The sequence below is a fragment of the Methylobacterium sp. UNCCL125 genome (assembly GCF_900116795.1).
Lineage (GTDB): Bacteria > Pseudomonadota > Alphaproteobacteria > Rhizobiales > Beijerinckiaceae > Methylobacterium > Methylobacterium fujisawaense.
On the sequence record NZ_FPBW01000037.1, the window covers coordinates 25,560 to 46,519 of the forward strand.

The window sequence follows — 20,960 nt, forward strand, 5'->3', positions numbered from 1 at the left end:
CGGACCGATGTGGAGCCTGCCCGCCTGGTTGCTGCGCCGGGAAATGCTTCTCCTGGCGGGCGCCGCCCTCCTGGGCGCGGGCGGGATCGCGGCGTGGGTCCTGCTCCAGGCGACGGTCCTGACCATCGCGGTCGCGCCCCGCGACGGCACCGAGCCCGGCCTGATCAAGGCCTACGCGGACGCGCTCGAGGCCGCCCACGAGAATGTCCGCCTGAAGATCCTGTCCTTCGACGACGTGCGCGAGAGCGCCGCCGCCCTGCAGGACGGCCGGGCCGACCTCGCGGTGGTCCGCCCCGACGTGCTGCTGCCGACAAACGGGCTGACCCTGGCGATCCTGCGCGACCAGGCGATGGTCATCGCCTCGCCCGAGCAGGCCGGGATCACGAGCTTCCCGAAGCTCGCCGGCAAGCGGCTCGGCATCGCGGCGCACCGGGACGCCGACCTCTGGCTGCTGCGGAACCTCCTCGGCTATTACGGCCTCACCCTGGAGGAGGCCGCCGGCCCGGCCCGGGACTCGACGGTCCTGCTGGTCCCGGTCGATCAGGAGGCGGTGGCCGGCGCCTTCCGCGAGAGGCGGATCGACGCCTTCGTCAGCATCATCGCCCCCTCGGCGCCCAAGGCGCTGGCCCTGGTCTCGGCCGTGCAGGTCGTCGCCCGCGGAGGCAAGGTGGCGTTCGTCGCCGTTGAGGATGACGGGGCGGTGATCGAGCGCTTCCCGCGGCTCCAGGCGGTCACCGTCCCGGGCGGCCTGTTCGGCGGCCGCCCGAAGCTGCCGGCCGACGACGTGAAGACGGTGGGCGCCTCGTACCGGCTGATGGCCCGGGCCTCCCTGAGCCGCGTGGTGGCGGCCGACGTGACCCAGCAGCTCTTCGAGAAGCGCAGCGCCGCCGCGCTGGCCACCGACGCTGCCGAGTACGTCCAGGCCCCGGCCTACGACACGACCGTGGCCGCCACCAGCGCCCGGATCCCGATCCATCCCGGCGCGATCGACTATTACGAGCGCGACCAGCACGGCTTCATCGAGCGCTACGGCGACACCCTCTACCTCCTGGGCGCGCTGGCGGGCGGCCTCGTCTCGGTGCTCGCCTGGATCCGGAAGCGCCTCGCCAGCCTGCGCCGGGAGCGCATCGACGAGATCATGGACCGGCTCCTGGAGATCGCCGGGCAGGCCCGGGCGCTGCGCGACCCGGCGGCGATCGAGGCGCTCACCGTCGAGGTCGACGCGCTGGCCATGGACGTGGTGCGCTACGCCCGGGAGCGGGAGCCGGACACCCGGATCCTGTCGGCGGCGTCCGTCGCCATCGACACGGCGCGGGCGACCATCGCGGATTGCCGGACGCAGGCGGTCGAGGGCGGGGGGCGGATCGGGCGGTCCGTCCGGCTGCACGGCGCGGGCGGGGCCTGACATGTCCGGTCCCGCCACCGTGCCCGCGCCGGACCGGAGCGAGGCCGCGCCGGACGTCGCCTCCGTCCGGGACCGCGTCGAGGCGCGGGTGCAGCGATCCCTGCGCTCGCGCACCGTGACCTGGATGACGGTGGGCTTCGCCACGATCCTGGTGATGACCGCCATCGCGCTCGGCGCCTTCGTCTACCAGCAGCGCGGCATCGACGCCGTGCGCCACACCGTGGCGGTGGACGGGCGCCTCGCCCGGGTGCTGTCGGCGGTGCAGGACGCCGAGACCGGCCAGCGCGGCTACCTGCTCACCGGCGACGAGGCCTTCCTGCTGCCCTTCACCGAGGGCCGGCTGAACGTCGACCGCCAGCTCGATTGGCTGCGCGACCTCGTCCAGGATGACGCCGACCAGAGGGCCGAACTCGACACCCTGGCCGCCCTGATCCGCGAGAAGCTCGACGAACTCGGTGCCAGCGTCGCCCTGATGCGCGGCGGCGACAGCGCCGCGGCCCACACCTCGGTGGCGGACGGACGCGGCAAGCAGGTGATGGACGCGATCCGCGACCGCGTGCGCCGCATGGAGACGTACGAGGCGGACAGGATGGAGCGGCGGCAGGCGACGGTGTCCCGGATCGCCCTCGCCCTCTGGATCATGGTCGGTGCCCTCGCCGTCCTATTCGTGCTGTTCGCCGTCTCGGCCCTGCGGGAGGCGACCCGCCGCAACCGGCTGTCGCGGTTCCTGCCGCAGGAGCTGGTCCTGCGGCTCGCCGACGGCGACGGGAGCCTGAAGGCCGGCCGCCGCCAGCAGGCCGCCATCGTGTTCGTCGACATGCGCGGCTCGACCACCCTGGCCGAGAACCTGGATCCGCACCGGCTCTCCGAGTTCCTGTCCGCCTTCCGGCGGCGGGTGACGCGCCTCGCCCGCCTCCGGGGCGGGGTGGTCGACAAGTTCATCGGCGACGGTGCCCTGGTGGTGTTCGGCCTGCCCGAGCCCAGGTCCGACGATGCCGCCCGTGCCCTCGCCTTCGCCCAGGATCTCGTCGCGGTGATCGCCCGCTGGACCGACAGAGCCGGGCCCACGGGGACCGTGCGCATCGGCGTGGGCGTCCATTACGGCGAGGTGTTCTGCGGGATCATCGGCGAGGAGGCGCGCTACGAGTTCACGGTGCTGGGCGATGCGGTCAACGTCGCCGCCCGCCTGGAACAGGCGACCAAGCTCCACGGTGTCCCGATCCTGGTCTCCGAGGCCGCGCGGCGCGCCGCCGGGGCCCCGGTCGAGGCGTGGCGCGAGGTCAGCCGCGAGCCCCTGCGGGGACGCCGGGAGCGCATGGCCTATCATACCCCCGCCGGCCCGGGGCCGGCCGCGCCGGCGCCCTGTGGAGACGAAGATGTGCCGCTTCCGGCGGCAGGAACGGCGGTCTGAGAAGAACCTGTTTGCCGCCGATGGCGGATAGAGAACAAGCATCTCCCCGGACAGAGAAATACGAAAGACGCGTCCATTGCGAAGGGACAGGCCGAGCGCGACATTCGCCATCATGCGCAGCGCCTCCGAAAACCAGTCGCCGGCCTTCGATCCGTTCGGCGAGCCCGTCGCCGACGGCGTCGCCCGCGCCTGCCCGGCCACCGCGGCCGGCGACCGCACGGCCCGTCGCGTCGGCGGTGCGGTGTTCTGGACGCTGGCCCTGGCGATCCTGGCCGGTCGCGTCTACGCGTACGATCTTCCGGCCGTTCAGGCCGTCGCCACGCACGCCGCACAGGCCCTCGCCCTGCGCTGACAACCCGGATCGGGTTTCCGGCCGGGGCGTCGTTCCAGGCCTCTCAGTACGTATCGGCCAGATAGGCGGCGATCGCGCCGGCATCGGCCTGTTCGATGGGGGCGTGGTAGGCCTTGATCATCTTGGACACCTCGGCATCCCAGAACGCCTTCCCGCGGCCGGGCGGCTGCGTGGCGATGTAGTCCACCGAGTGGCAGGTCTGGCAATTGGCCTGGGCCGCCTCGTAGCCCGCAGCCAGGCTGTCCGCCTTCGGCGGCCGCAGCTGCGCGGTCGGGTCCGGAACCGCGTAGGTCCGTGGCGCGGCCCAGGCCGAGCCGGCCGTCAGGCCCCCGATCATCGCGCCGAGCAGAAGCATACGCATCCCGTTCGTCCTCCCGTTCGCGTTCACGCCACCTGCACCCGGGTGGTCTCGACGCCGTTGCGCATGTAGCCGGACGGGTTCCAGCGGGACGCCATCGGCTGGCTGCTGCCGTCGTTGGCGGTGGCCCGGACCCGGATCGCGTGGGCGCCCGGCGTGAGCGCGGCCGTGAGCGACCAGGGCCGGAACGCGTAGGGGCCGAGATCCCGGCCGAGCGCGGCCTCGGTCCAGGTGGCGCCGTCGTCGGTGGAGACCGCGACCGTCCGGATGCCGGAGCCGCCGTCGAAGGCGATGCCCCGCAGGGAGACCGGCCCGGCGGTCACGCGCGCGCCGTCGGCCAGATTCGTGAGGAACGACCGCACGTTGAGGCGCCCGATCGGCACCGTGGCGGCGGCCGCCTGGCCGGGCTCGGTGCAGGCGCAGGGATTGTCGGGGATGCGGTAGGCGGTCTTCATGAAGAAGCCCTCGAAGGGCTTGTCCAGCACCGTGACGGTATCGAGGTGCTTGACCCAGTAGGTGCCGTAATAACCCGGCACCACGAGGCGGAGCGGGTAGCCGTTGAGCCAGGGCAGGTCCTCGCCGTTCATGCCCCAGGCGAGCAGCACCGCGCCGTCGCCGGCCTGGTCGAGGGTGAGCGCCTTGGCGAAGTCCGGCGTCTCGGGCAGCACAGGCCGGTCGAGCCCGTTGAAGGCGACCTGTACGGCCCCGGCCTTCACGCCGGCCCGGTCCAGCACGCTTCTCAACGGCACCCCCGTCCACCGCGCGCAGCCCATGGCGCCGTTGCCGAGCTGGCCGCCGGCCATCCGGGGCTCGAAGAAGCCGCGGGAATTGCCCGAGCACTGGTTGACCGCCACGATCTCGGTCCGGCCCAGCAGCGCCTTCAGCTCCGACAGCGACAGCGCGACGGGTCGCTCCACATGGCCGCCCACGGTCAGCCGGAACGCCTCCGGGTCGATCTCCAGGGGGATGTCGGCGAGGTGGTAGCGGACGAAGAAGGCGTCGTTCGGCGTGATCGCGCCCTCGTCGAAGACCGCGAACGGCGTCTCCAGCTGGGGCGGCCGGGCGGTGGTCTGCAGCAGCGGCCGCTTGCCCGGATAGGCGACGAGCGGGCGCTCGCCGTTGCCGAAGGGCAGCTGCGCGTCCTCTCCGGCCCAGGCGGGCCGCAGGCCGCTTCCCGCCGCCAGGGCACCGAGCGCAGCGCTCTTCAGGAAGGCCCGTCGTGCCGGATCGGTCATCCCCTGCTCCCTCCCGGTCTGCCCCGACAGCCTCGGTCGCGCGGCGCCGGATCCATGGGATAGCCTGCGCCGGGCGAAAGGCCCAGATCCCCCCGCGTTCAGCCCTGCGTGAGATGCCGGCGCACCGCCGCGGCGATGACGGCCGAGACCCGGACGTTCGATTCCTGCGTCACCCCGGCGATGTGGGGCGTGAGGATCAGGTTCGGCACGCCCGCGAACGGGGCGCCGGCCGCGGCGTCGAGGGGCTCGCGGTCGAACACGTCGAGGGCCGCGCCGCCGAGATGCCCGGACCGCAGGGCGGCCGCCACCGCGGCCTCGTCGACGATGCCGCCCCGGGCGGCGTTGATCAGCACGGCGCCCGCGGGCATCCGGGCGAGGGCGGTCGCGTCGATCAGGCCGCGGGTCTCCGCGGTGAGCGGGACGTGCAGGGAGAGCACGTCGCTCTCCGCGATCAGCGCCTCCAGATCCCGGCGCCGCACCGGACCGTATGGGGGCGTCCAGGCCGGATCCTCGGCGGCCAGGAACGGGTCATGGGCCGCGATCGCCATGCCGAGGGCAGCGGCGCGGCGGGCGGTCTCCCGGGCGATCGATCCGAAGCCCACGAGCCCGAGGCGCTTGCCGGCGATCTCGCGCCCCATCAGGGCGTTGCGCGGCCACGTCCCCGCCGCGACCGCCTCGCTCGCCCCATAGGCCCCGCGCAGCAGCAGCAGCGCGGTGGCGACGACGTACTCGGCGACCGCGCCGTCATTGGCGCCCGTCGCCGGCTGGACCGTGATCCCCCGCGCCCGGCAGGCCGGAACGTCGATGTTGTCGAGGCCGACCCCGAGACGCCCGACGATCCGGAGGCGTCGGGCACCCGCGAGCAGCGCGCCGCGGACCTGCGTCCGGTTGCGCACGATCAGGGCGTCGGCCCCCGCCACGGCGGCGGCGAGTGCCTCGGGCCGGTCGACGAGTCCGGGATCGTACAGGGTGTCGAAGCCCGACAGGTCGGCGGCGATCGCCGCAGGGTCCATGAATTCGCTGATGACGACCTTGGGCATGGCGCGCCTGTTCCCCGGTTCCGCGTGGTCGCCCCCCGCTAGAGCCGTTCCCGGGCGCGTGGCAACACGGATCCGTCCCCGCCCGCGACGCGGCCGGGCCGATTCCGGCGCTCCTTCAGGCCACCGCGCGGACGGTCTGCTCCGCCGGAGCGGCCGTGCGCGGCGCGCACGCGATCCGTATGCGCTCGATCAGGCCGGGGATCTCCCCGGGCGGCCGGGCCGGGCTGTACAGGAAGCCCTGCGCGCTGTCGCAGCGCCGCAGCCGGAGCAGTTCGGCCTGCTGCTCGGTCTCGACGCCCTCGACCGTGACGTCGATGCCCAGGTCGCGGGCGATGACCATGATGGCCGCGATCACCGTCAGGCATTCGGGGCGGCTGCTCAGGTCGCGGACGAAGGCGCGGTCGATCTTGATCTTGTCGACCGGGAACTGCGTCAGGTAGCTCAAGGAGGAATACCCCGTCCCGAAATCGTCGAGGGCGATCCGCACCCCGAGCGCCCGCAGGGAGCGGAGATTGTCCAGCACGTGCGGCGTGTTGGCCAGGAAGATCGACTCGGTGATCTCGATCTCGAGGCGGTTCGCCGCCAGGCCGGTCTCGGCCAGGACCGCCGCGACGTCGGCGAAGAAGTCGGGCCGGCGGAAATGGACCGACGAGATGTTGACGGCGACGCGCAGGCTTGCCGGCCAGGTCAGCGCCTCCGTGCAGGCCCGCCGCAGGGCCCAGCGCCCGATCGTGACCACGAAGCCCGTTCCCTCGGCGATCGGGATCAGCTCGGCGGGCGAAACGGGACCGAGGCCCGGCCGGGTCCAGCGCAGCAGCGCCTCGCAGCCCACCACGTGGCCGTCCTGCAGGCTCACGAGCGGCTGGTAGTGCAACGTCATCTCGCCGTCGGCGAGGGCTTGACGCATCGCCTCGTCGAGTTCGCGCCGGCGCTGCACGCGCACTTCCAGGCCGCTGTCGAAGTCCCGCCAGCGCCCCTTGCCGGCCTCCTTGGCGCTGTAGAGCGCGAGATCCGCCTTCCGGAGCAGATCCTCGGGATCGGTCGCGTCCGCGGGCGCGCAGGCGATCCCGATACTGACGCCGATCTCCGCCCGGACGCCGTCGATGAGGTAGGGCTCGCGCAGGGCCCCGATGATGGCTTCGGCCAGGGCCTGCGCCGCCGCGGCATCCCGGCCGCGCTGCAGGATCGCGAACTCGTCGCCCCCGAGGCGGAACGCCTGCGCGTCGGCCGGGAGCAGGGCGCGCAGGCGATCGCCGACCTGCCCCAGCAGGGCATCGCCGGCGGCGTGGCCGATGCTGTCGTTGACGGTCTTGAAGCCGTCGAGGTCGAGGTAGAGCAGGCTGACCACCGGGGCCGGCCCCTGCGCGACCGCTGCCGCGCAGGCCTCCGACGCGACCGCGTGGAACATGACCCGGTTCGACAGGCCCGTCATCGGGTCCCGCGTCGCCAGGAAGGCGATGTGCGCTTCCGTCCGGCGGGCCTCCGTCATGTCCGAGCCGACGCCCCGGAAGCCTGCGAAGCGCCCTCCCTGGTCGAGGAAGGGCTTGCCGCTGAGCCGGAGCCAGCGCCGGCCGGCCGGCGTGTCGATGGCGATCAGGAGCTGGTGGAAGGGGGTGCCCCCGCGGAGGCGCTCCAGCAGGTCGACGCTCTGATCGGCCTCGATCGGCGCCTCCCTCCGCCCGGCGAGCAGGGCCTGGAACCGGGCGTGCTGGAGCGTCTCCACCGGGCGGGCCAGGACATCCGCCATCCGGGTGGAGACGTGCTGGAACTGCCCGGTCTCGTCCGTCTCCCAGAGCCAGTCGCTGGCATTCGCCTCGAAGGCGTTGAGCAGCAGACCGATCGTCTCGCTCTGATCCTCGACGCGCACCCGGTCCAGGATGCGCTGGCAGGACAGGCGGCTCATGCGGCGCACGCTCGTCACCACGAACACCGCGTAGACGGCGAGCAGGAAACCGATGCTGAGCGCGATCGGCTCCCCGGACCGGGCGAGCCCGACGAAGCTGCCGATGATGACCGGGACCGCGAACAGGTACGAGACCGACAGGAGCGGCCCGACCACGTAGGCGTCCGAGATCAGGCCCGCCACGATGGCGACGACGAGCAGCCGCTCCTCGCTGCTGCAGGGGGTGAACAGCACGACCGGCATGGTCGCCCAGGCGAGGCCCAGGGCGAAGGCCAGCCCTGCGGAGATCCGGCAGCCCCACCGGACGCTGCGTTCGGACGCGGTGCCGGCATAGGCGCGCCAGTAGAGCCAGGTCGTGTAGGTCGTTGCCGTGATCAGCGCCGCGACCACGGCGAGCAGGCCGAGAAGATAGGTGTGCGAGGCCGAGCCCCAGAAAAAGTACGTGACGGCCAGCGCGATGATCAGGTGCGTCACCGCCGAGTAGGTGGCGAGCTTCAGCGTCTCGTCGAGGAGCCCGGTGCGCACCTGCAGCCGGTAGCGGTTCGGCAGCGCGTCGACCGTGTCGGGGCCGCGGAGGCGGCCGAGCAGCGATCCCGTCCGGCGCCGCGATTGCCGGGCCGGATCGGGCCCGCCGGCCGGGCCGGCCGCCGCGGCGGACGTCTCACGCGACATGGCGGGGCTCGACCCTCATCGTCAGGCCGCCCTTGGGCCGCAGCGTCACGCGGAACTGCGTCGCGGGCATCGCCCGGGTGACCGGTCTGAAGCGGAAGGCGGGCAGCAGCGTCGCCAGGATGACGAGGCACTCGGTCAGGGCGAGGCTCATGCCGATGCACACCCGCGGGCCGGCTCCGAACGGCAGGTAGGCGTAGCGGTCGCGCGCGGCGGCCCGCTCGGGGGCGAAGCGATCCGGATCGAACACCTCCGGCCTGTCCCAGAGCAGGGCATGCCGGTGCAGGGCGTAGACCGGCACATGGACCGATTGCCCGGCCGGCACGACCCTGTCCCCGAGCCGGACCGGCGCCCGGGTCCGCCGCACGATCAGCGGCGCCGGCGGATAGAGGCGCATCACCTCGAGGAGCACCTGGCGGGTGTAGGGCAACCGGTCCGCGGCCTCGGGATCGGCGGCGGGATCGTCGCCGATTTGCGCCATCTCGGCGACGACGCGCGCCTCCACCTCCGGGTGTTCCGCCAGGACCCGGAGGGTCCAGGCCAGCGCCAGGGCGGTGGTCTCGTGGCCCGCGGCCACGAAGGTCAGCAGGTTGTCGACGACGCGCGCCTCGGGGAGCGGCTGTCCGGTCTCCGGATCCCGCGCCTCCAGCAGGAGGCCGAGGAGGTCGGTGCCGGGCTCGCCGCGCGCCCGGCGGCGCGCGATCGTCCGGGCGACCTCGCCGCGCAGGTGGCGCACCGCGGCCGCGCCCCCCCGGGCCCCGGGATGCGGGACCCAGGCCGGGGCGCGCAGCATCGCGAGGGCGATCTTCCAGCTGGTCTGGCCGAGATAGGCGTCCATCGCGCGCCCGAACGGCTCGACCTCCAGATGGGGATCGCCCGACACCATCGTGGCGACGATCACCTCGAAGGTGGTGCGCATCATCTCGTGCAGGACGTCCCGCTCCGCCCCGGCCGGATCGGCGCCATGCCAGCGCGTCCGCGTCGCCGCGGCGGCCCGGGCCATGGCCGGCACGAAGCTCCGGACCCGGTCCGGGCGGAACATCGGGCTGGCGGTCCTGCGCTGCCCCCGCCAGTGGGAACCGTCCGCGGTGAGGACGCCCGAGCCGAGGGCGGGCGCGAGGGCCCGCAGCATGAACGGCTCCCGCTCCAGCGCCTCGGCCTGATCGACCAGCAGGCTGCGGATGTGTCCGGGGTCGCAGACGTAGGTGGTGCGCTGGCCGAGGAAGCGCGTTGTCACCAAGGGTTGTGTGTAGATCTGCCGGGGCCAAGCCTCGATCAGGCTGCCCAGCATCGTGACGAGCACCGATGGCAGGGCGATCGCCTCCGCCACAGCCTCCCCCACGGCCTCCGTGAGCGGCAGCCTTCCCGGCTCGCAGACCCTGAACGTTCCGACCGCTGGCATCCCGGCACCCTCGCGGGACCAGATTCGAGGCTCAACGTTAAGTTTTGGCGCTCCTCGGCACCGCCGTCGAGGCATTCGCGCCCGGGCGGTGCGGAAATCGCCGCGTTGCTTACCGGAGGCTTACCGGAATGCCTCCGGGAAGCCGTGCGGCCGGACGGCGGATCCGGCACGCGCCGCCGACGCGGATGCCGGGCGGGCGGGTCAGACCGACGGCCCTAGCGGGCCTGCGCCCGGAGGGCCTCGCGGAGCCGGCCCTCGATCAGCAGGGCCGAGCCGTAGTGGAACTCGATGTCGAAGGCGTGGCGCTGGTTCATCGAGAGCGACGCGCTCTGCATCGCGACGAGATGCCCGGCCTCGTCGAACAGGCCCGAGCCCGACCCTCCGTAGCCGTCGTTGCAGTCGTGGCGGGCGCGGCGGATGTCGCCCTCGCTGGGCGGATCGATCCGCCGGATGGCACAGGATTCCCGGCTGCTCTGACCGCGGTAGTTCTCGTGGCCGGCGGGGGAGACCATCGTCACCGGGAGCGTCAGGTCGCCGGTCGGAAGGTGCGGGGCGTCCGGGATCGGCTGCGGCCGTGCCTCGGCCGGCTCGGCGAGGCGCAGGAGCGCCCAGTCGTCGGTGATGTGCAGGCGCCGCGCCTCCGGCTCGATGCCGAGTTCCAGAAAGTCCGGCGCGAAGCCGTAATTGCGGCCGGCGATCTGGAAGTAGCAATCGGCAACGGTGCGGGTGACCTCCAGTTGGCGATTGCGGAAATTGTGCGCGTTCATCAGCACGAGGGAGCGGGTCCCGATCAGCCAGGCGGCGGCGGCTTTCTGGGGGATCCCGTCCGGGCGGCGGCACCACAGGACGCCCGCCCCGGTAAAGCGCTCCAGATCCGCCCCCGTCAGTTCGCGCCGCCCGTCCTGTGCGTAGAGGGCGGCGAGGCGTTGTCCGCCGCCGGTCCCGGCCGCCGTGGCCGGAATCGCGACACAGGTCGCCAACGCCAGAAAGCGGCCTGCGCCGCCCGTGACAAGACCCATCGCGTCCTCCCGGAGCGGGTCGGCGGACGGCACCGTGCCCGCACGCCCGCATATCGTTTCCGCTTGTCTGGGATGGATGTCGGCGATCGGTCAAGACCTCGCTGATCTTACCAAATCTCCGGTGGCGTATTGCCAGATTGTCCCGAAAAGAAATGTTTCGTTTTGCAAAGACACGCATTACAAGCCGTGCGAATAATCGAGTGGCGCACAACGATAATAAGTCTTTCATAAGCCTAGCGAATACTGGAAATAGCCGGGATATCGCGATGCTGAAAGCGGATTTGTCGTCGGAAGACGTGTCGCCATCGGATGAACACCACGATGACTGCGAGGCCAAACGGCGTGGCAGTCCGGCGAGGAGACGCAGGATGATCAGGCTCCGGAATTCCGTCTCGGCATTGGCGATCATGGCGCTCGCGCCGGTCGCCATGGCGGGCGTGGCGCAGGCCAACGACAAGCTCGTCGAGAAATCGAAGAGCGACGAGAACTGGGTGATGCCCGGTAAGAACTACGACTCGAACAATTACAGCGATCTGACCCAGATCAACAAGAGCAACGTCAAGCAGCTCAAGCCGGCCTGGACGTTCTCGACCGGCCTGCTCAACGGCCACGAGGGCGCGCCGCTCGTCGTCGACGGCGTCATGTACATCCACACCTCGTTCCCGAACAACACCTTCGCCCTCGGCCTCGACGACCCGGGCAAGATCCTGTGGCAGGACAAGCCCAAGCAGAACCCGGCCGCCCGTTCGGTCGCCTGCTGCGATCTCGTCAACCGCGGCCTCGCCTACTGGCCGGGCGACGGCAAGACCCCGGCGCTGATCCTCAAGACCCAGCTCGACGGCAACGTGGCGGCGCTGAACGCCCAGACCGGCGAGACGGTGTGGAAGGTCGAGAATTCCGACATCAAGGTCGGCTCGACGCTCACCATCGCCCCCTACGTGGTCAAGGACAAGGTGATCATCGGCTCCTCGGGTGCCGAACTCGGCGTCCGCGGCTACCTCACCGCCTACGACGTCAAGACCGGCGCGCAGGTCTGGCGCGCCTACGCGACCGGCCCGGACGAGGACCTGCTGCTCGCCAAGGACTTCAACATCCACAACGCTCATTACGGCCAGAAGGGCCTCGGCACCTCGACCTGGGAGGGCGACGCCTGGAAGATCGGCGGCGGCACCAACTGGGGCTGGTACGCCTATGACCCGGGCACGAACCTGATCTACTTCGGCACCGGCAACCCGGCGCCGTGGAACGAGACCATGCGTCCCGGCGACAACAAGTGGACGATGACGATCTTCGGCCGCGACGCCGACACCGGCGAGGCGAAGTTCGGCTACCAGAAGACCCCGCACGACGAGTGGGACTATGCCGGCGTCAACGTGATGATGCTGTCCGACCAGAAGGACAAGGACGGGAAGATGAGGAAGCTCCTCACCCACCCGGACCGCAACGGCATCGTCTACACCCTCGACCGGACGGACGGGACGCTGGTCTCGGCCAACAAGATCGACGACACCGTCAACGTGTTCAAGTCGGTGGATCTGAAGACCGGCACGCCGGTGCGCGATCCGGAATACGGCACCCGGATGGACCACCTCGCCAAGGACATCTGTCCCTCGGCGATGGGCTACCACAACCAGGGGCACGATTCCTACGATCCGAAGCGCCAAGCCTTCTACATGGGCATCAACCACATCTGCATGGATTGGGAGCCCTTCATGCTGCCCTACCGGGCGGGTCAGTTCTTCGTCGGTGCGACGCTGAACATGTATCCGGGCCCGAAGGGTGACCGGCAGAACTACGAGGGCCTCGGCCAGATCAAGAGCTACAACGCCATCACCGGCAAGTTCAACTGGGAGAAGATGGAGCGCTTCGCGGTCTGGGGCGGCACCACCGCCACCGCCGGCGACCTGGTCCTCTACGGGACGCTGGACGGCTTCATCAAGGCGCGCGACTCCGACAACGGCGACCTCCTCTGGAAGTTCAAGCTGCCGTCGGGCGCCATCGGCTACCCGATCACCTACACCCACAAGGGCACGCAATACGTCGCCATCTACTACGGCGTCGGCGGCTGGCCGGGCGTGGGCCTGGTGTTCGACCTCGCCGACCCGACCGCCGGCCTCGGCGCGGTGGGCGCCTTCAAGAAGCTCGCCAACTACACCCAGATGGGCGGCGGCGTGATGGTGTTCTCGCTGGACGGCAAGGGCCCCTACGACGACCCGAATGTCGGCGAGTACGAGCAGCACGCCGCCAAATAGGGTCATTCAAGTAGGGCCCGCCTTCATCCCGCCGGCCAAGCGGCCGGCGGGACTCCGGGCCGGGTCCGGGACGCGCGGGGCGCCACGGCGCCCCGCAGCCCGGCCGCGCCCCTCCGGACCGCCATCAAGAAACGCTTCGACAACAGGGATCAACGTCCATGCCGCGCCCGCGCGCCCGCATCCTGGCGGCCCGTTTCGCCGCCGTCCTGACGCTCGCCACCCTGGCCGCCGGGCCGGTGGCGGCCCAGGACTCCGAGGCCCAGGCCATCCAGCAGGATCCCGGCAAGGCCCCGGCCGCCCCGCCGGCCGACCCCGCGACCCTGCGCATCTGCGCCTCCGAGAAGCAGCCGCCGCTCTCGATGCGGGACGGATCGGGGCTCGAGAACCGCGTCGCCGTGGCGGTCGCGGAGGCGATGGGGAAGAAGCCCGTCTTCGTCTGGCTGCCGAAGCCCGCGATCTACCTCGTCCGCGACGGCCTGGAGAAGCGGACCTGCGACGTGGTCGTCGGCCTCGACAGCGACGACCCGCGGGTGCTGACCACGAAGCCGTACTACCGGAGCGGCTACGTCTTCATCACGCGCGCCGACAAGGATCTCGACGTGAAGTCCTGGTCCGACCCGCGGCTCAAGACCCTCGACCACATGGTGGTGCCCTTCGGCTCCCCCGGCGAGGCGATGCTCAAGGATATCGGCCGCTACGAGGAGGACATGGCCTACCTCTACTCGCTGGTGAACTTCCGCTCGCCGCGCAACCAGTACACCCAGATCGACCCGGCCCGCATCGTCAGCGAGGTGGCCAACGACAAGGCCGATGTCGGCGTCGCCTTCGGTCCCGACGTCGCCCGCTACGTCAAGGATTCCCCGACGCCCCTGCGCATGACGCTGGTCCCGGCCGACACGGTCGGCAGCGACGGCCGCAAGGTCCCGCAGGTCTTCGACCAGTCGATGGGCGTGCGCAAGGACGACGAGGCCCTGCGCAAGGCCCTCGACGCCGGGATCGAGAAGGCGCGGCCCGCCATCGCGGCGATCCTCAAGCAGGACGGGGTGCCGGTCGTCGCCTCGAACTGAGCCCCGCCCACCCCGACTCCCCCGAGACCGGCCCGGCGCGCCCGGGCCACCGACCAAGACATCAGGATCCGCTCAACAGATGCTCATCGTTCGTTCGGCACGCGTCGCCCTTCTCACCCTCGCCGTGGCCATGCCCGTTGCGGCCCGCGCGCAGCCCCAGTCCGGCCCGCAGACCGGGATCGTGTTCCGCAACACCATCACCGGCGAGGCGATGGACACGGCCGAGGGCAAGCCGGGCGGGCGGGACACGCAGGCGGTCAAGACCTTCTTCCAGACCGGCAAGAATCTCTACATCGACGACAAGTCCTGCCTGCGCAACGGCGAGAGCCTGTTCCTGACCTCGTGCTCCGGCTGCCACGGCCATCTCGGCGAGGGCAAGGTCGGGCCCGGCCTCAACGACGATTACTGGACCTACCCGGCGAACACGACCGATGTCGGCCTGTTCGCGACCCTCTGGGGCGGCGCCAACGGCATGATGGGACCGCACAACGAGGATCTCAATCCCGACGAGATGCTGCAGGTCATCGCCTGGATCCGCCATCTCTACACGGGTCCGGTGAAGGATGCCGAGTGGCTCACCGACGCGCAGAAGAAGACTTACAAGCCCTTCAAGGAGGGCGAGACCTTTGCCAAGGACGTGCCCGGCCAGTGCAAGCCGCTGGACTAGCCGTTCTCGGCAAGTCGCGCCCCGCAGGAGACGGGGCGAACCGACGGCCCGACCGGCCGGCCAAGGAAGAGACGGAGGAATCAACGATGCGCACAGTGATCACGACGGCGATGCTGATCGCGGGGGCGGCCTTCGCGGTGCCGGCGCTGGCCTATGACGGGCAGACCTGCAAGGCGCCGGGCAATTGCTGGCAGCCGAAGCCCGGCTTCCCCGAGAAGGTCGCCGGGACCAAGTACGATCCCAAGCACGACCCGAAGGAGGTCAGCAAGCAGGCCGAATCCATCAAGCAGATGGAGGAGCGCAACAAGAAGCGGATCGAGAACGCCAAGAAGACCGGCAAGTTCGAGTACGACGTCGCCAAGATCTCATCGAACTGATCGCGTCGAACGGATCGCGTCGAACGGATCGCGTCGAACGGATCGCGGCCGACCGATCCGGCCGGCCGATCGGGCGTCCTGGGGCCGGCCCGCGCCGCGGCGCCGGCCCGCAGCGACGCTCGGTACCGCGCGCCGCACCGACACGCCGCATCGACACCCGGCGCCACCGTACCGGCGCCCCGCCCGACACCGCAGGCACCGCCTCATGAACACCCTCCGTCCCGGAGACACGATGCTCACCGACTGGCGGGCCGCGGCGGCCCGCTTCGAGGCGGAGGTCGCCAAGGCGGTGGTCGGACAGGAGCGGGCGATCCGCCTCGTGACGATCGCGATCTTCGCCCGCGGCCACGTGATGCTCGAGGGCGATGTCGGCGTCGGCAAGACCACCCTGCTGCGGGCGGTGGCCCGGGCGCTGGGCGGCGCCTACGAGCGCGTCGAGGGCACGGTCGACATGATGCCGACCGACCTGATCTACCACACCTATCTCGGCCCCGACGGCCGGCCGCGGGTCGATCCCGGTCCGGTCCTGGCCCGGGCCGAAGATCTCTCGGTGTTCTTCTTCAACGAGATCAACCGGGCGCGGCCGCAGGTCCACGCCCTGCTGCTCCGGTTGATGGCCGAGCGCAGCGTCCAGGCCTTCGGCCGCACCTACACGTTCCCGAACCTGCAGGTCTTCGCCGACCGCAACCGCGTCGAGCGCGAGGAGACCTTCGAGCTCCCGGCCGCGGCCCGCGACCGCTTCCTGATGGAGATCGGCCTGGAGGCGCCCCGGGACGCGGCGGTGCGCCGGACCCTGGTCTTCGACCCGCGCTTCCACGACACCGACGCCCTCGTCGGCGCGGTCGCGGAGGGCGTGCTCGACCACGCCCGGATCGGCGGCATCGCCGCCGCGATCCAGCACGCCGTCCGGGCGGAGCCGTCGATCGAGGCCTACGTGGTGGCCCTCTGGGACGCCCTGGTTCGCCCCGCGGAGGCCGGGATCCGGCTCCCGGGCCTCGACACCGCCACCCTCGTCCAGGGAGGCGCCTCGCCGCGCGGCGTCGCCTTCCTGGTGCGCGCCGCCCGGGTGCGGGCGTGGCTGGAGGGGCGCGACTGGCTGGTGCCGGAGGATGTGCGGGCGGTCTTCACCGAGGTGATGGCCCACCGCGTCTTCCTCGAACCCGTCCACGAATTGCAGCGCGGCGCGATCGTGCCCGCCCTGTGCCGGGCCGCGTTCGAGACGGTGCCGGCGCCGTGAGCGACCCGCGCACGGCCGATATCGTCTACCTGCCGCGCTGGCGGCCGCGCGGCAGCCGGGCCGGCCTCCACCGGGGACGCGACGCCGGCGGCTCCGGCCCGTTCCGCGATCAGGTGCCGTTCCTGCAACTGCCGGATGCCCGCCGCATCGACCTGCGCGCGACGCTGCGCGACCCGTTCGAGGGGGTGCATGTCCGCCGCTTCGAGGCGCGGACCGCGGTCGAGACCTGGGTTCTGGTCGATCTCTCGGCCTCCATGGGCTTCCGCGGCACGGCGGACCGGACGCGGCTCACGGGCGATCTCTGCCGGGCGCTGGCCGTCTCGGCGACCCGGATCAGCGACGGGTTCGGCCTGATCGGCTGCGACGAGACCCTGCGCGACGACCTCACCCTGCCCGCCACCCGCCACCGGGGCGCGGCCGTCGCCGCCGCCGAGCGGGTCGCGGGCGCGCCCCGCACGGGTCGCGGCTGCGCCGGCATGCTCGAGGCCGCGCGGCGGCTCGCCGGGCGGCCGAAGCTCGTCTTCCTCGCCTCCGACTTCCGCTGGCCCGAGGCCCTGATCGCCCAGGTCTTCGCCGCGCTGGCGCCGCACGACACGGTGCCGATCCTGCTCGCCGACCCCGCCGAGGCGGAGGCGCTGCCGGCCTTCGGCCTCGTCGAGCTCGACGATCTGGAGGGCGGCGGCCGCCGCGTGGTCCTGCTGCGCCCGAGCCTGCGCCGGGCCTGGATCGCCCGGGAGCGGGACCGGATCGCCGCCCTGGAGCGCGCCGCCGCGCCCTTCGCCCGCCGGGTCTTCCAGCTCGCCGGGCGCTTCGACGCCCAGGCGCTCACCCGCCACCTGATGACGACCTGAGCATGGGCGCGCGCGTTCCCGCCCTCCTGCTGGCCGGCCTCCTCGCCGCGCCCCTCGCCCTGACGGCCGGCCCGGCGGCCGCGCAGGTGCGCTCCGTCGAGGTGCGCAGCCCGCGGCCCTTCGGAATCTTCCTGGGCGACCTCGTCGAGGCGCAGGTGGAGATCCTGGCCGATCCCGATTTCCGGCTGCAGCGCGCGACCCTGCCCCAGCCCGGTCCGGTGACCTACTGGCTCGACCTGCGCGCCGTCGCGGTCGACGACGTTACGGTGGCCGGCGCCCGGCGGGTGCGCCTGCGCCTCACCTACCAGAGCTTCTACGCCGCCCTCGACGCCCGCACCCTGGAGGTGCCGGGCTTCCCCCTGACGCTGGCGAGCGAGGCGGCGACCGGCCTCACCACCGCCGCCGTCCAGGTGCCGGGCTGGAGCCTCGGCGTCTCCCCCCTGCGCGAGGTGCAGCCGCAGCGGCGCGAGGATCCGGCCGAGTACCTGCGCCCGGACGGTCGCGGCGGCCGGATCGATCCCGGGCCGGATGTGGCGGCGGCGGCGGGCCTCGGGGCCCTGGCCGGCCTCGCCGCCCTGGCGCTGGCGCATGACCGGGCCTGGGGGCCGTTCCGGACACGGCGCGGCCGTCCCTTCGCGACGGCCCTGCGGGTGCTCCGGCGGCAGCGGGCGGGGGCCGAGCCCGATCAGGCCTACCGGGCGGCGCTGCTGGCCCTGCATCGGGGGCTCGACCAGACCGCCGGCCGGCGGGTGCTGGCCGACGATCTCGGGGACGTCCTCGCGCGCCATGGGGCGTTTCGGGGGCAGGCGGAGGGGCTCGCGCGCTTCTTCGAGGCCTCGCGCCTCGCCTTCTTCGGCGGCCGCCTGCCCGCCGCGCGCGCGGCCTGGCCCCTCGCCGAGGCCGAGATGCTCCTGACCCGCCTCGCGGCGGCGGAGCGGAGCGCGTGACGCCGTGACCGATCTCCTCGCCCGCCTTGGCGCGACCGAACCCTGGATCCTGTGGCTGCTGCCGCTGGCGCTGCTGCCGCTGGCCCGCTCGGCCCTGCGCCGGACCTCCGTGCCGGCGGTCGCCGCCGCCCCGGCCGATCCCCTCTCGGCCTGGCTCGGCCGGGCGCTGACGCTCGCCGGAATCCTGGCCATCGCCGGCCTGGTCGTGGCCCTGGCGGGCCCCTACCGGACGGGCGCACGGATCGAGCGCCTCGGCATCGGCGCGCAGGTGTCGCTGCTGATCGACCGCTCGGGCAGCATGAACGAGACCTTCGCGGGCCGGCAGCCCTCCGGCGCCGAGGAATCGAAGGCCGCCGCCTCCCGGCGCCTCCTGGCGGATTTCGTCGGCGCGCGGGGGCACGACCTGTTCGCCGTGACGGCCTTCTCCACCGCGCCGATGCTGGTCATGCCGATGACCGACCGCCACGACGCCGTGCGGGCGGCGATCGCCGCCATCGACCGGCCCGGCCTCGACTACACCAATATCGGCCGCGGCCTCGGCATGGCCCTGTCGCAGTTCGGGGTCGATGTCGGCGCCTCGCGGGTGCTCCTGCTCGTGTCCGACGGCGCCGCGGTGATCGACCCGCGCATCCAGGACCAGCTGCGCGCCGCCGTCGCGCGGATCCGGCCGAACCTGTACTGGCTGTTCCTGCGCACCAAGGGCTCGCCCGGCATCGCCGACCGGCCGGCCGGCGAGGACACGCCCCAGGCCGCGCCGGAGCGGCACCTCGACCTGTTCTTCAAGAGCCTCGGCGTGCCCTACCGCGCCTTCGAGGCCGAGGGCGCCGCGGCGGTGGAAGCCGCGATCCGGCAGATCGAGGCCCTGGAGCGGGACCCGATCCCCTATGTCGAGGAGCGCCCGCGCCGGGACCTGACCGGGCTCGCCGCCGCGCTCGCCGCGCTGGGCCTCGCCGTGCTCGTCCTCGCCAAGCTCGTGGAGGCGGACCTCGTGGAGGCGGAACTCGCGAATGCGCCGGCGGAGGCGGAGGCGGAGACGGCGACGGAAGCCGCGGGCGCGGCGCCGCGGAGGGCGGCATGAGCTCCGGCGCCCTCCTCGACGGCCCGGCCCCGCGCCGCGCTGCCCTCCCCCGCCTCGGCGTGGCCGCGGCCTGGCGCCGGGTCCGGCCGGCCCTGCTGGTCGCCCTGCCGCTGGTCCTCGCGGCCGCCGCCCTGTGGTTCGCCGTCTCGGGCTGGAGCGCCGCGCGCGACGACGACCGGATCGCCGCCCTGGAGGCGGGCCGCGACCGGCCGGTCGACCCGGATGCGCGGCCGGCCCTCCTGGTGGCGCGGATCGGCTTCCTCGCCGCCCGGGACCGTCTCGGCGAGACAGAACCCCTCCTCGACGCCCTCGACCGCGCCGGCGCGGTGCGGGAGGCGGCCCGGGCGCGGTACGTCATCGGCAACGCGCGGATGCGGCAGGCCTTCGTGCTGATCGGCCGCGGCGATCTCGACAAGGCCGCGCCCCAGGTGACGCTGGCGCGGCAGGATTACCGCCGCGCCCTCCAGGCCCGGCCCGAATTCTGGGACGCCAAGTACAATCTCGACGTCGCCTCGCGCCTCGTGCGCGACTACCCGGAATTCGACCGCAAGACCGGGGACGAGCTGCGCGCCGAACCGAAGAAGATCTGGACCGACATCCCCGGCCAGCCGCGGGGCGGCCCGTGAGACCGCGGCGCGTCCTGCCCCCCGTTCGGCCCTCCGTCCTGCCCCCCTTCGTCGCCCGCAACCTGCGCGACGGGCGGTTCCGCATCCTGGCGGCCGCCCTGGTGCTGGCGCTGGCAGCCCTCGTCGCTCCGCCGATCCCGTTCACCCGCACCGGCGTGTCGGTGCTGGCGGTGGTCGACATCACCGGCAGCATGGCGGTGCGCGACTATCCCGCCGCCGCGGGATCCGTGAGCCGGCTCGAGACCGTCAAGGCGGCTCTGCGGGCGATGCTGCCCGACCTCCCCTGCGGCTCGCGGGTGGCGCTCGGCCTGTTCACCGACCGGCGGCCGTTCCTGCTGTTCACGCCGGTCGAGGTCTGCGCCGATTTCGCGCCGCTGGACGGCGCCATCGCGGCCCTCGATCCGCGCATGGCCTGGGAGGGGGACAGCCGCATCGCGGCCGGCCTGTTCCGGTCGATCGCCATGGCGGGGGAGATCGACGCCGACCTCCTGTTCCTCACCGACGGCCAGGAGACGCCGCCCCTGCCGGCCTCCGGCGGCCCGACCTTCGACGGCAAGCCCGGCGCGGTGCGCGGGCTGATCGTCGGCGCGGGCGGCTACGGCCTGTCGCCGATCCCGCGCTTCGACGATCGCGGCCGGCCGGCGGGCTTCCTGGGCGAGAGCGACGTCCAGCAGGAGAACCGCTCCGGGCCGCCCCCGGCCGACGCGGAATCGCGCGAGGGCTACAATCCGCGCAACGCCCCCTTCGGCGCCCAGGCGGCCCATGGCAGCGAGCACCTCTCCGCGGTCCGCGAACCCTACCTGAAGCGCCTCGCCGCCGAGACCGGCCTCGGCTACGCCCATCTCGACGGCCCGGGCGGCCTGGCCGCCCCCCTGCGCGCCGCGGCGACGCCGCGCCCGCTGCCCGGCCGGCTCGACCCGCGCCCCGCCCTCCTGGCGGCGTCCCTGGGGCTGACGCTCCTGTCCCTCCTGGCGAACCCCCTCGCCCTCGTCCAGCGCGCGCGCCGCGGGCGCGCGGCCCACCCTGTTCCAACCCTCGTTCCAACCGGACCGATCAGGACCTGA

The 20,960-nt window shown here is 72.6% G+C and carries 19 protein-coding genes; 13 read left to right on the forward strand and 6 right to left on the reverse strand.

Features of this window, described 5'->3' with window-relative positions:
• Positions 1–7: 7 nt before the first annotated feature.
• The 3 genes from BM396_RS27620 (at position 8) to BM396_RS27630 (ending at position 3,168) form a co-directional block, all read left to right on the forward strand.
• Positions 8–1,405 (forward strand): TAXI family TRAP transporter solute-binding subunit, encoded by a 1,398-nt coding sequence (locus tag BM396_RS27620; RefSeq protein WP_043386631.1) that lies wholly within the window; start codon positions 8–10, stop codon positions 1,403–1,405.
• Position 1,406: 1 nt separating this feature from the next.
• The gene (locus BM396_RS27625) at positions 1,407–2,816 is read left to right on the forward strand and encodes an adenylate/guanylate cyclase domain-containing protein (RefSeq protein ID WP_236961944.1); all 1,410 of its coding nucleotides are present in this window, start codon (positions 1,407–1,409) and stop codon (positions 2,814–2,816) included.
• 112 nt (positions 2,817–2,928) lie between these two features.
• Entirely contained in the window at positions 2,929–3,168 is a 240-nt protein-coding gene (locus tag BM396_RS27630) for a hypothetical protein (protein ID WP_043386634.1), read from the forward strand.
• 43 nt (positions 3,169–3,211) lie between these two features.
• On the opposite strand, the gene BM396_RS27635 is transcribed toward BM396_RS27630, so the two are convergent.
• The 6 genes from BM396_RS27635 to BM396_RS27660 form a co-directional block, all read right to left on the reverse strand.
• Positions 3,212–3,529: a SorB family sulfite dehydrogenase c-type cytochrome subunit gene (locus BM396_RS27635; protein ID WP_043386636.1), complete on the reverse strand. Its 318-nt coding sequence runs from the start codon at positions 3,527–3,529 to the stop codon at positions 3,212–3,214.
• Positions 3,530–3,552: 23 nt separating this feature from the next.
• Positions 3,553–4,761, reverse strand: coding sequence for a SorA family sulfite dehydrogenase catalytic subunit (locus tag BM396_RS27640; RefSeq protein WP_043386639.1), 1,209 nt, complete (start codon positions 4,759–4,761; stop codon positions 3,553–3,555).
• Between the two features lie 98 nt (positions 4,762–4,859).
• The gene (locus tag BM396_RS27645) at positions 4,860–5,801 is read right to left on the reverse strand and encodes an NAD(P)-dependent oxidoreductase (protein ID WP_043386642.1); all 942 of its coding nucleotides are present in this window, start codon (positions 5,799–5,801) and stop codon (positions 4,860–4,862) included.
• Between the two features lie 115 nt (positions 5,802–5,916).
• Entirely contained in the window at positions 5,917–8,376 is a 2,460-nt protein-coding gene (locus BM396_RS27650) for a putative bifunctional diguanylate cyclase/phosphodiesterase (protein WP_043386645.1), read from the reverse strand.
• Positions 8,366–9,775, reverse strand: a complete 1,410-nt coding sequence (locus BM396_RS27655) for a cytochrome P450 (RefSeq protein ID WP_043386648.1) — start codon at positions 9,773–9,775, stop codon at positions 8,366–8,368. Before BM396_RS27655 ends, BM396_RS27650 begins: the two co-directional genes overlap by 11 nt.
• Positions 9,776–9,990: 215 nt before the next feature.
• Entirely contained in the window at positions 9,991–10,794 is an 804-nt protein-coding gene (locus BM396_RS27660) for a trypsin-like serine peptidase (RefSeq protein WP_051976220.1), read from the reverse strand.
• Positions 10,795–11,162: 368 nt separating this feature from the next.
• Here BM396_RS27660 and BM396_RS27665 point away from each other — a divergent pair, with 368 nt between their 5' ends.
• The 10 genes from BM396_RS27665 (at position 11,163) to BM396_RS27710 (ending at position 20,960) form a co-directional block, all read left to right on the forward strand.
• Positions 11,163–13,046, forward strand: a complete 1,884-nt coding sequence (locus tag BM396_RS27665; protein ID WP_043386654.1) for a methanol/ethanol family PQQ-dependent dehydrogenase — start codon at positions 11,163–11,165, stop codon at positions 13,044–13,046.
• A 158-nt stretch (positions 13,047–13,204) separates the two neighbouring features.
• Positions 13,205–14,113 carry a methanol oxidation system protein MoxJ gene (gene moxJ, locus BM396_RS27670; RefSeq protein ID WP_043386657.1) on the forward strand — a complete coding sequence of 303 codons (909 nt, stop codon included), beginning with the start codon at positions 13,205–13,207 and terminating at the stop codon, positions 14,111–14,113.
• 79 nt (positions 14,114–14,192) lie between these two features.
• Complete coding sequence (gene moxG, locus BM396_RS27675; protein ID WP_043386659.1) at positions 14,193–14,780, forward strand: cytochrome c(L), periplasmic; 588 nt, start codon at positions 14,193–14,195, stop codon at positions 14,778–14,780.
• Between the two features lie 86 nt (positions 14,781–14,866).
• Entirely contained in the window at positions 14,867–15,157 is a 291-nt protein-coding gene (locus BM396_RS27680; RefSeq protein ID WP_043386662.1) for a methanol dehydrogenase [cytochrome c] subunit, read from the forward strand.
• 205 nt (positions 15,158–15,362) lie between these two features.
• Positions 15,363–16,394: an AAA family ATPase gene (locus BM396_RS27685; protein WP_043386668.1), complete on the forward strand. Its 1,032-nt coding sequence runs from the start codon at positions 15,363–15,365 to the stop codon at positions 16,392–16,394.
• Positions 16,391–17,245 carry a DUF58 domain-containing protein gene (locus tag BM396_RS27690; protein ID WP_043386697.1) on the forward strand — a complete coding sequence of 285 codons (855 nt, stop codon included), beginning with the start codon at positions 16,391–16,393 and terminating at the stop codon, positions 17,243–17,245. Before BM396_RS27685 ends, BM396_RS27690 begins: the two co-directional genes overlap by 4 nt.
• Positions 17,246–17,247: 2 nt before the next feature.
• On the forward strand, positions 17,248–18,192 hold the full coding sequence (locus tag BM396_RS27695) for a nonribosomal peptide synthetase MxaA (protein ID WP_170867513.1): 945 nt from the start codon (positions 17,248–17,250) through the stop codon (positions 18,190–18,192).
• A gap of 4 nt (positions 18,193–18,196) precedes the next feature.
• Complete coding sequence (locus tag BM396_RS27700) at positions 18,197–19,270, forward strand: vWA domain-containing protein (RefSeq protein ID WP_043386671.1); 1,074 nt, start codon at positions 18,197–18,199, stop codon at positions 19,268–19,270.
• Positions 19,267–19,896 carry a hypothetical protein gene (locus BM396_RS27705; protein ID WP_043386674.1) on the forward strand — a complete coding sequence of 210 codons (630 nt, stop codon included), beginning with the start codon at positions 19,267–19,269 and terminating at the stop codon, positions 19,894–19,896. Before BM396_RS27700 ends, BM396_RS27705 begins: the two co-directional genes overlap by 4 nt.
• A complete protein-coding gene (locus BM396_RS27710) occupies positions 19,893–20,960 on the forward strand; it encodes a vWA domain-containing protein (RefSeq protein ID WP_081948743.1) in 1,068 nt (355 codons plus the stop codon). The genes BM396_RS27705 and BM396_RS27710 overlap by 4 nt, the downstream gene beginning before the upstream one ends.

Coding starts and splice junctions, on each gene's coding strand:
- BM396_RS27635 (WP_043386636.1), bottom strand. CDS start 3,529: ATGCGTATGCTTCTGCTCGGCGCGATGATCGGGGGCCTGACGGCCGGC.
- BM396_RS27685 (WP_043386668.1), top strand. CDS start 15,363: ATGAACACCCTCCGTCCCGGAGACACGATGCTCACCGACTGGCGGGCC.
- BM396_RS27680 (WP_043386662.1), top strand. CDS start 14,867: ATGCGCACAGTGATCACGACGGCGATGCTGATCGCGGGGGCGGCCTTC.
- BM396_RS27650 (WP_043386645.1), bottom strand. CDS start 8,376: ATGTCGCGTGAGACGTCCGCCGCGGCGGCCGGCCCGGCCGGCGGGCCC.
- BM396_RS27640 (WP_043386639.1), bottom strand. CDS start 4,761: ATGACCGATCCGGCACGACGGGCCTTCCTGAAGAGCGCTGCGCTCGGT.
- BM396_RS27625 (WP_236961944.1), top strand. CDS start 1,407: ATGTCCGGTCCCGCCACCGTGCCCGCGCCGGACCGGAGCGAGGCCGCG.
- BM396_RS27695 (WP_170867513.1), top strand. CDS start 17,248: ATGGGCGCGCGCGTTCCCGCCCTCCTGCTGGCCGGCCTCCTCGCCGCG.
- BM396_RS27655 (WP_043386648.1), bottom strand. CDS start 9,775: ATGCCAGCGGTCGGAACGTTCAGGGTCTGCGAGCCGGGAAGGCTGCCG.
- BM396_RS27665 (WP_043386654.1), top strand. CDS start 11,163: ATGATCAGGCTCCGGAATTCCGTCTCGGCATTGGCGATCATGGCGCTC.
- BM396_RS27705 (WP_043386674.1), top strand. CDS start 19,267: ATGAGCTCCGGCGCCCTCCTCGACGGCCCGGCCCCGCGCCGCGCTGCC.
- BM396_RS27645 (WP_043386642.1), bottom strand. CDS start 5,801: ATGCCCAAGGTCGTCATCAGCGAATTCATGGACCCTGCGGCGATCGCC.
- moxG (WP_043386659.1), top strand. CDS start 14,193: ATGCTCATCGTTCGTTCGGCACGCGTCGCCCTTCTCACCCTCGCCGTG.
- BM396_RS27660 (WP_051976220.1), bottom strand. CDS start 10,794: ATGGGTCTTGTCACGGGCGGCGCAGGCCGCTTTCTGGCGTTGGCGACC.
- moxJ (WP_043386657.1), top strand. CDS start 13,205: ATGCCGCGCCCGCGCGCCCGCATCCTGGCGGCCCGTTTCGCCGCCGTC.
- BM396_RS27620 (WP_043386631.1), top strand. CDS start 8: ATGTGGAGCCTGCCCGCCTGGTTGCTGCGCCGGGAAATGCTTCTCCTG.
- BM396_RS27630 (WP_043386634.1), top strand. CDS start 2,929: ATGCGCAGCGCCTCCGAAAACCAGTCGCCGGCCTTCGATCCGTTCGGC.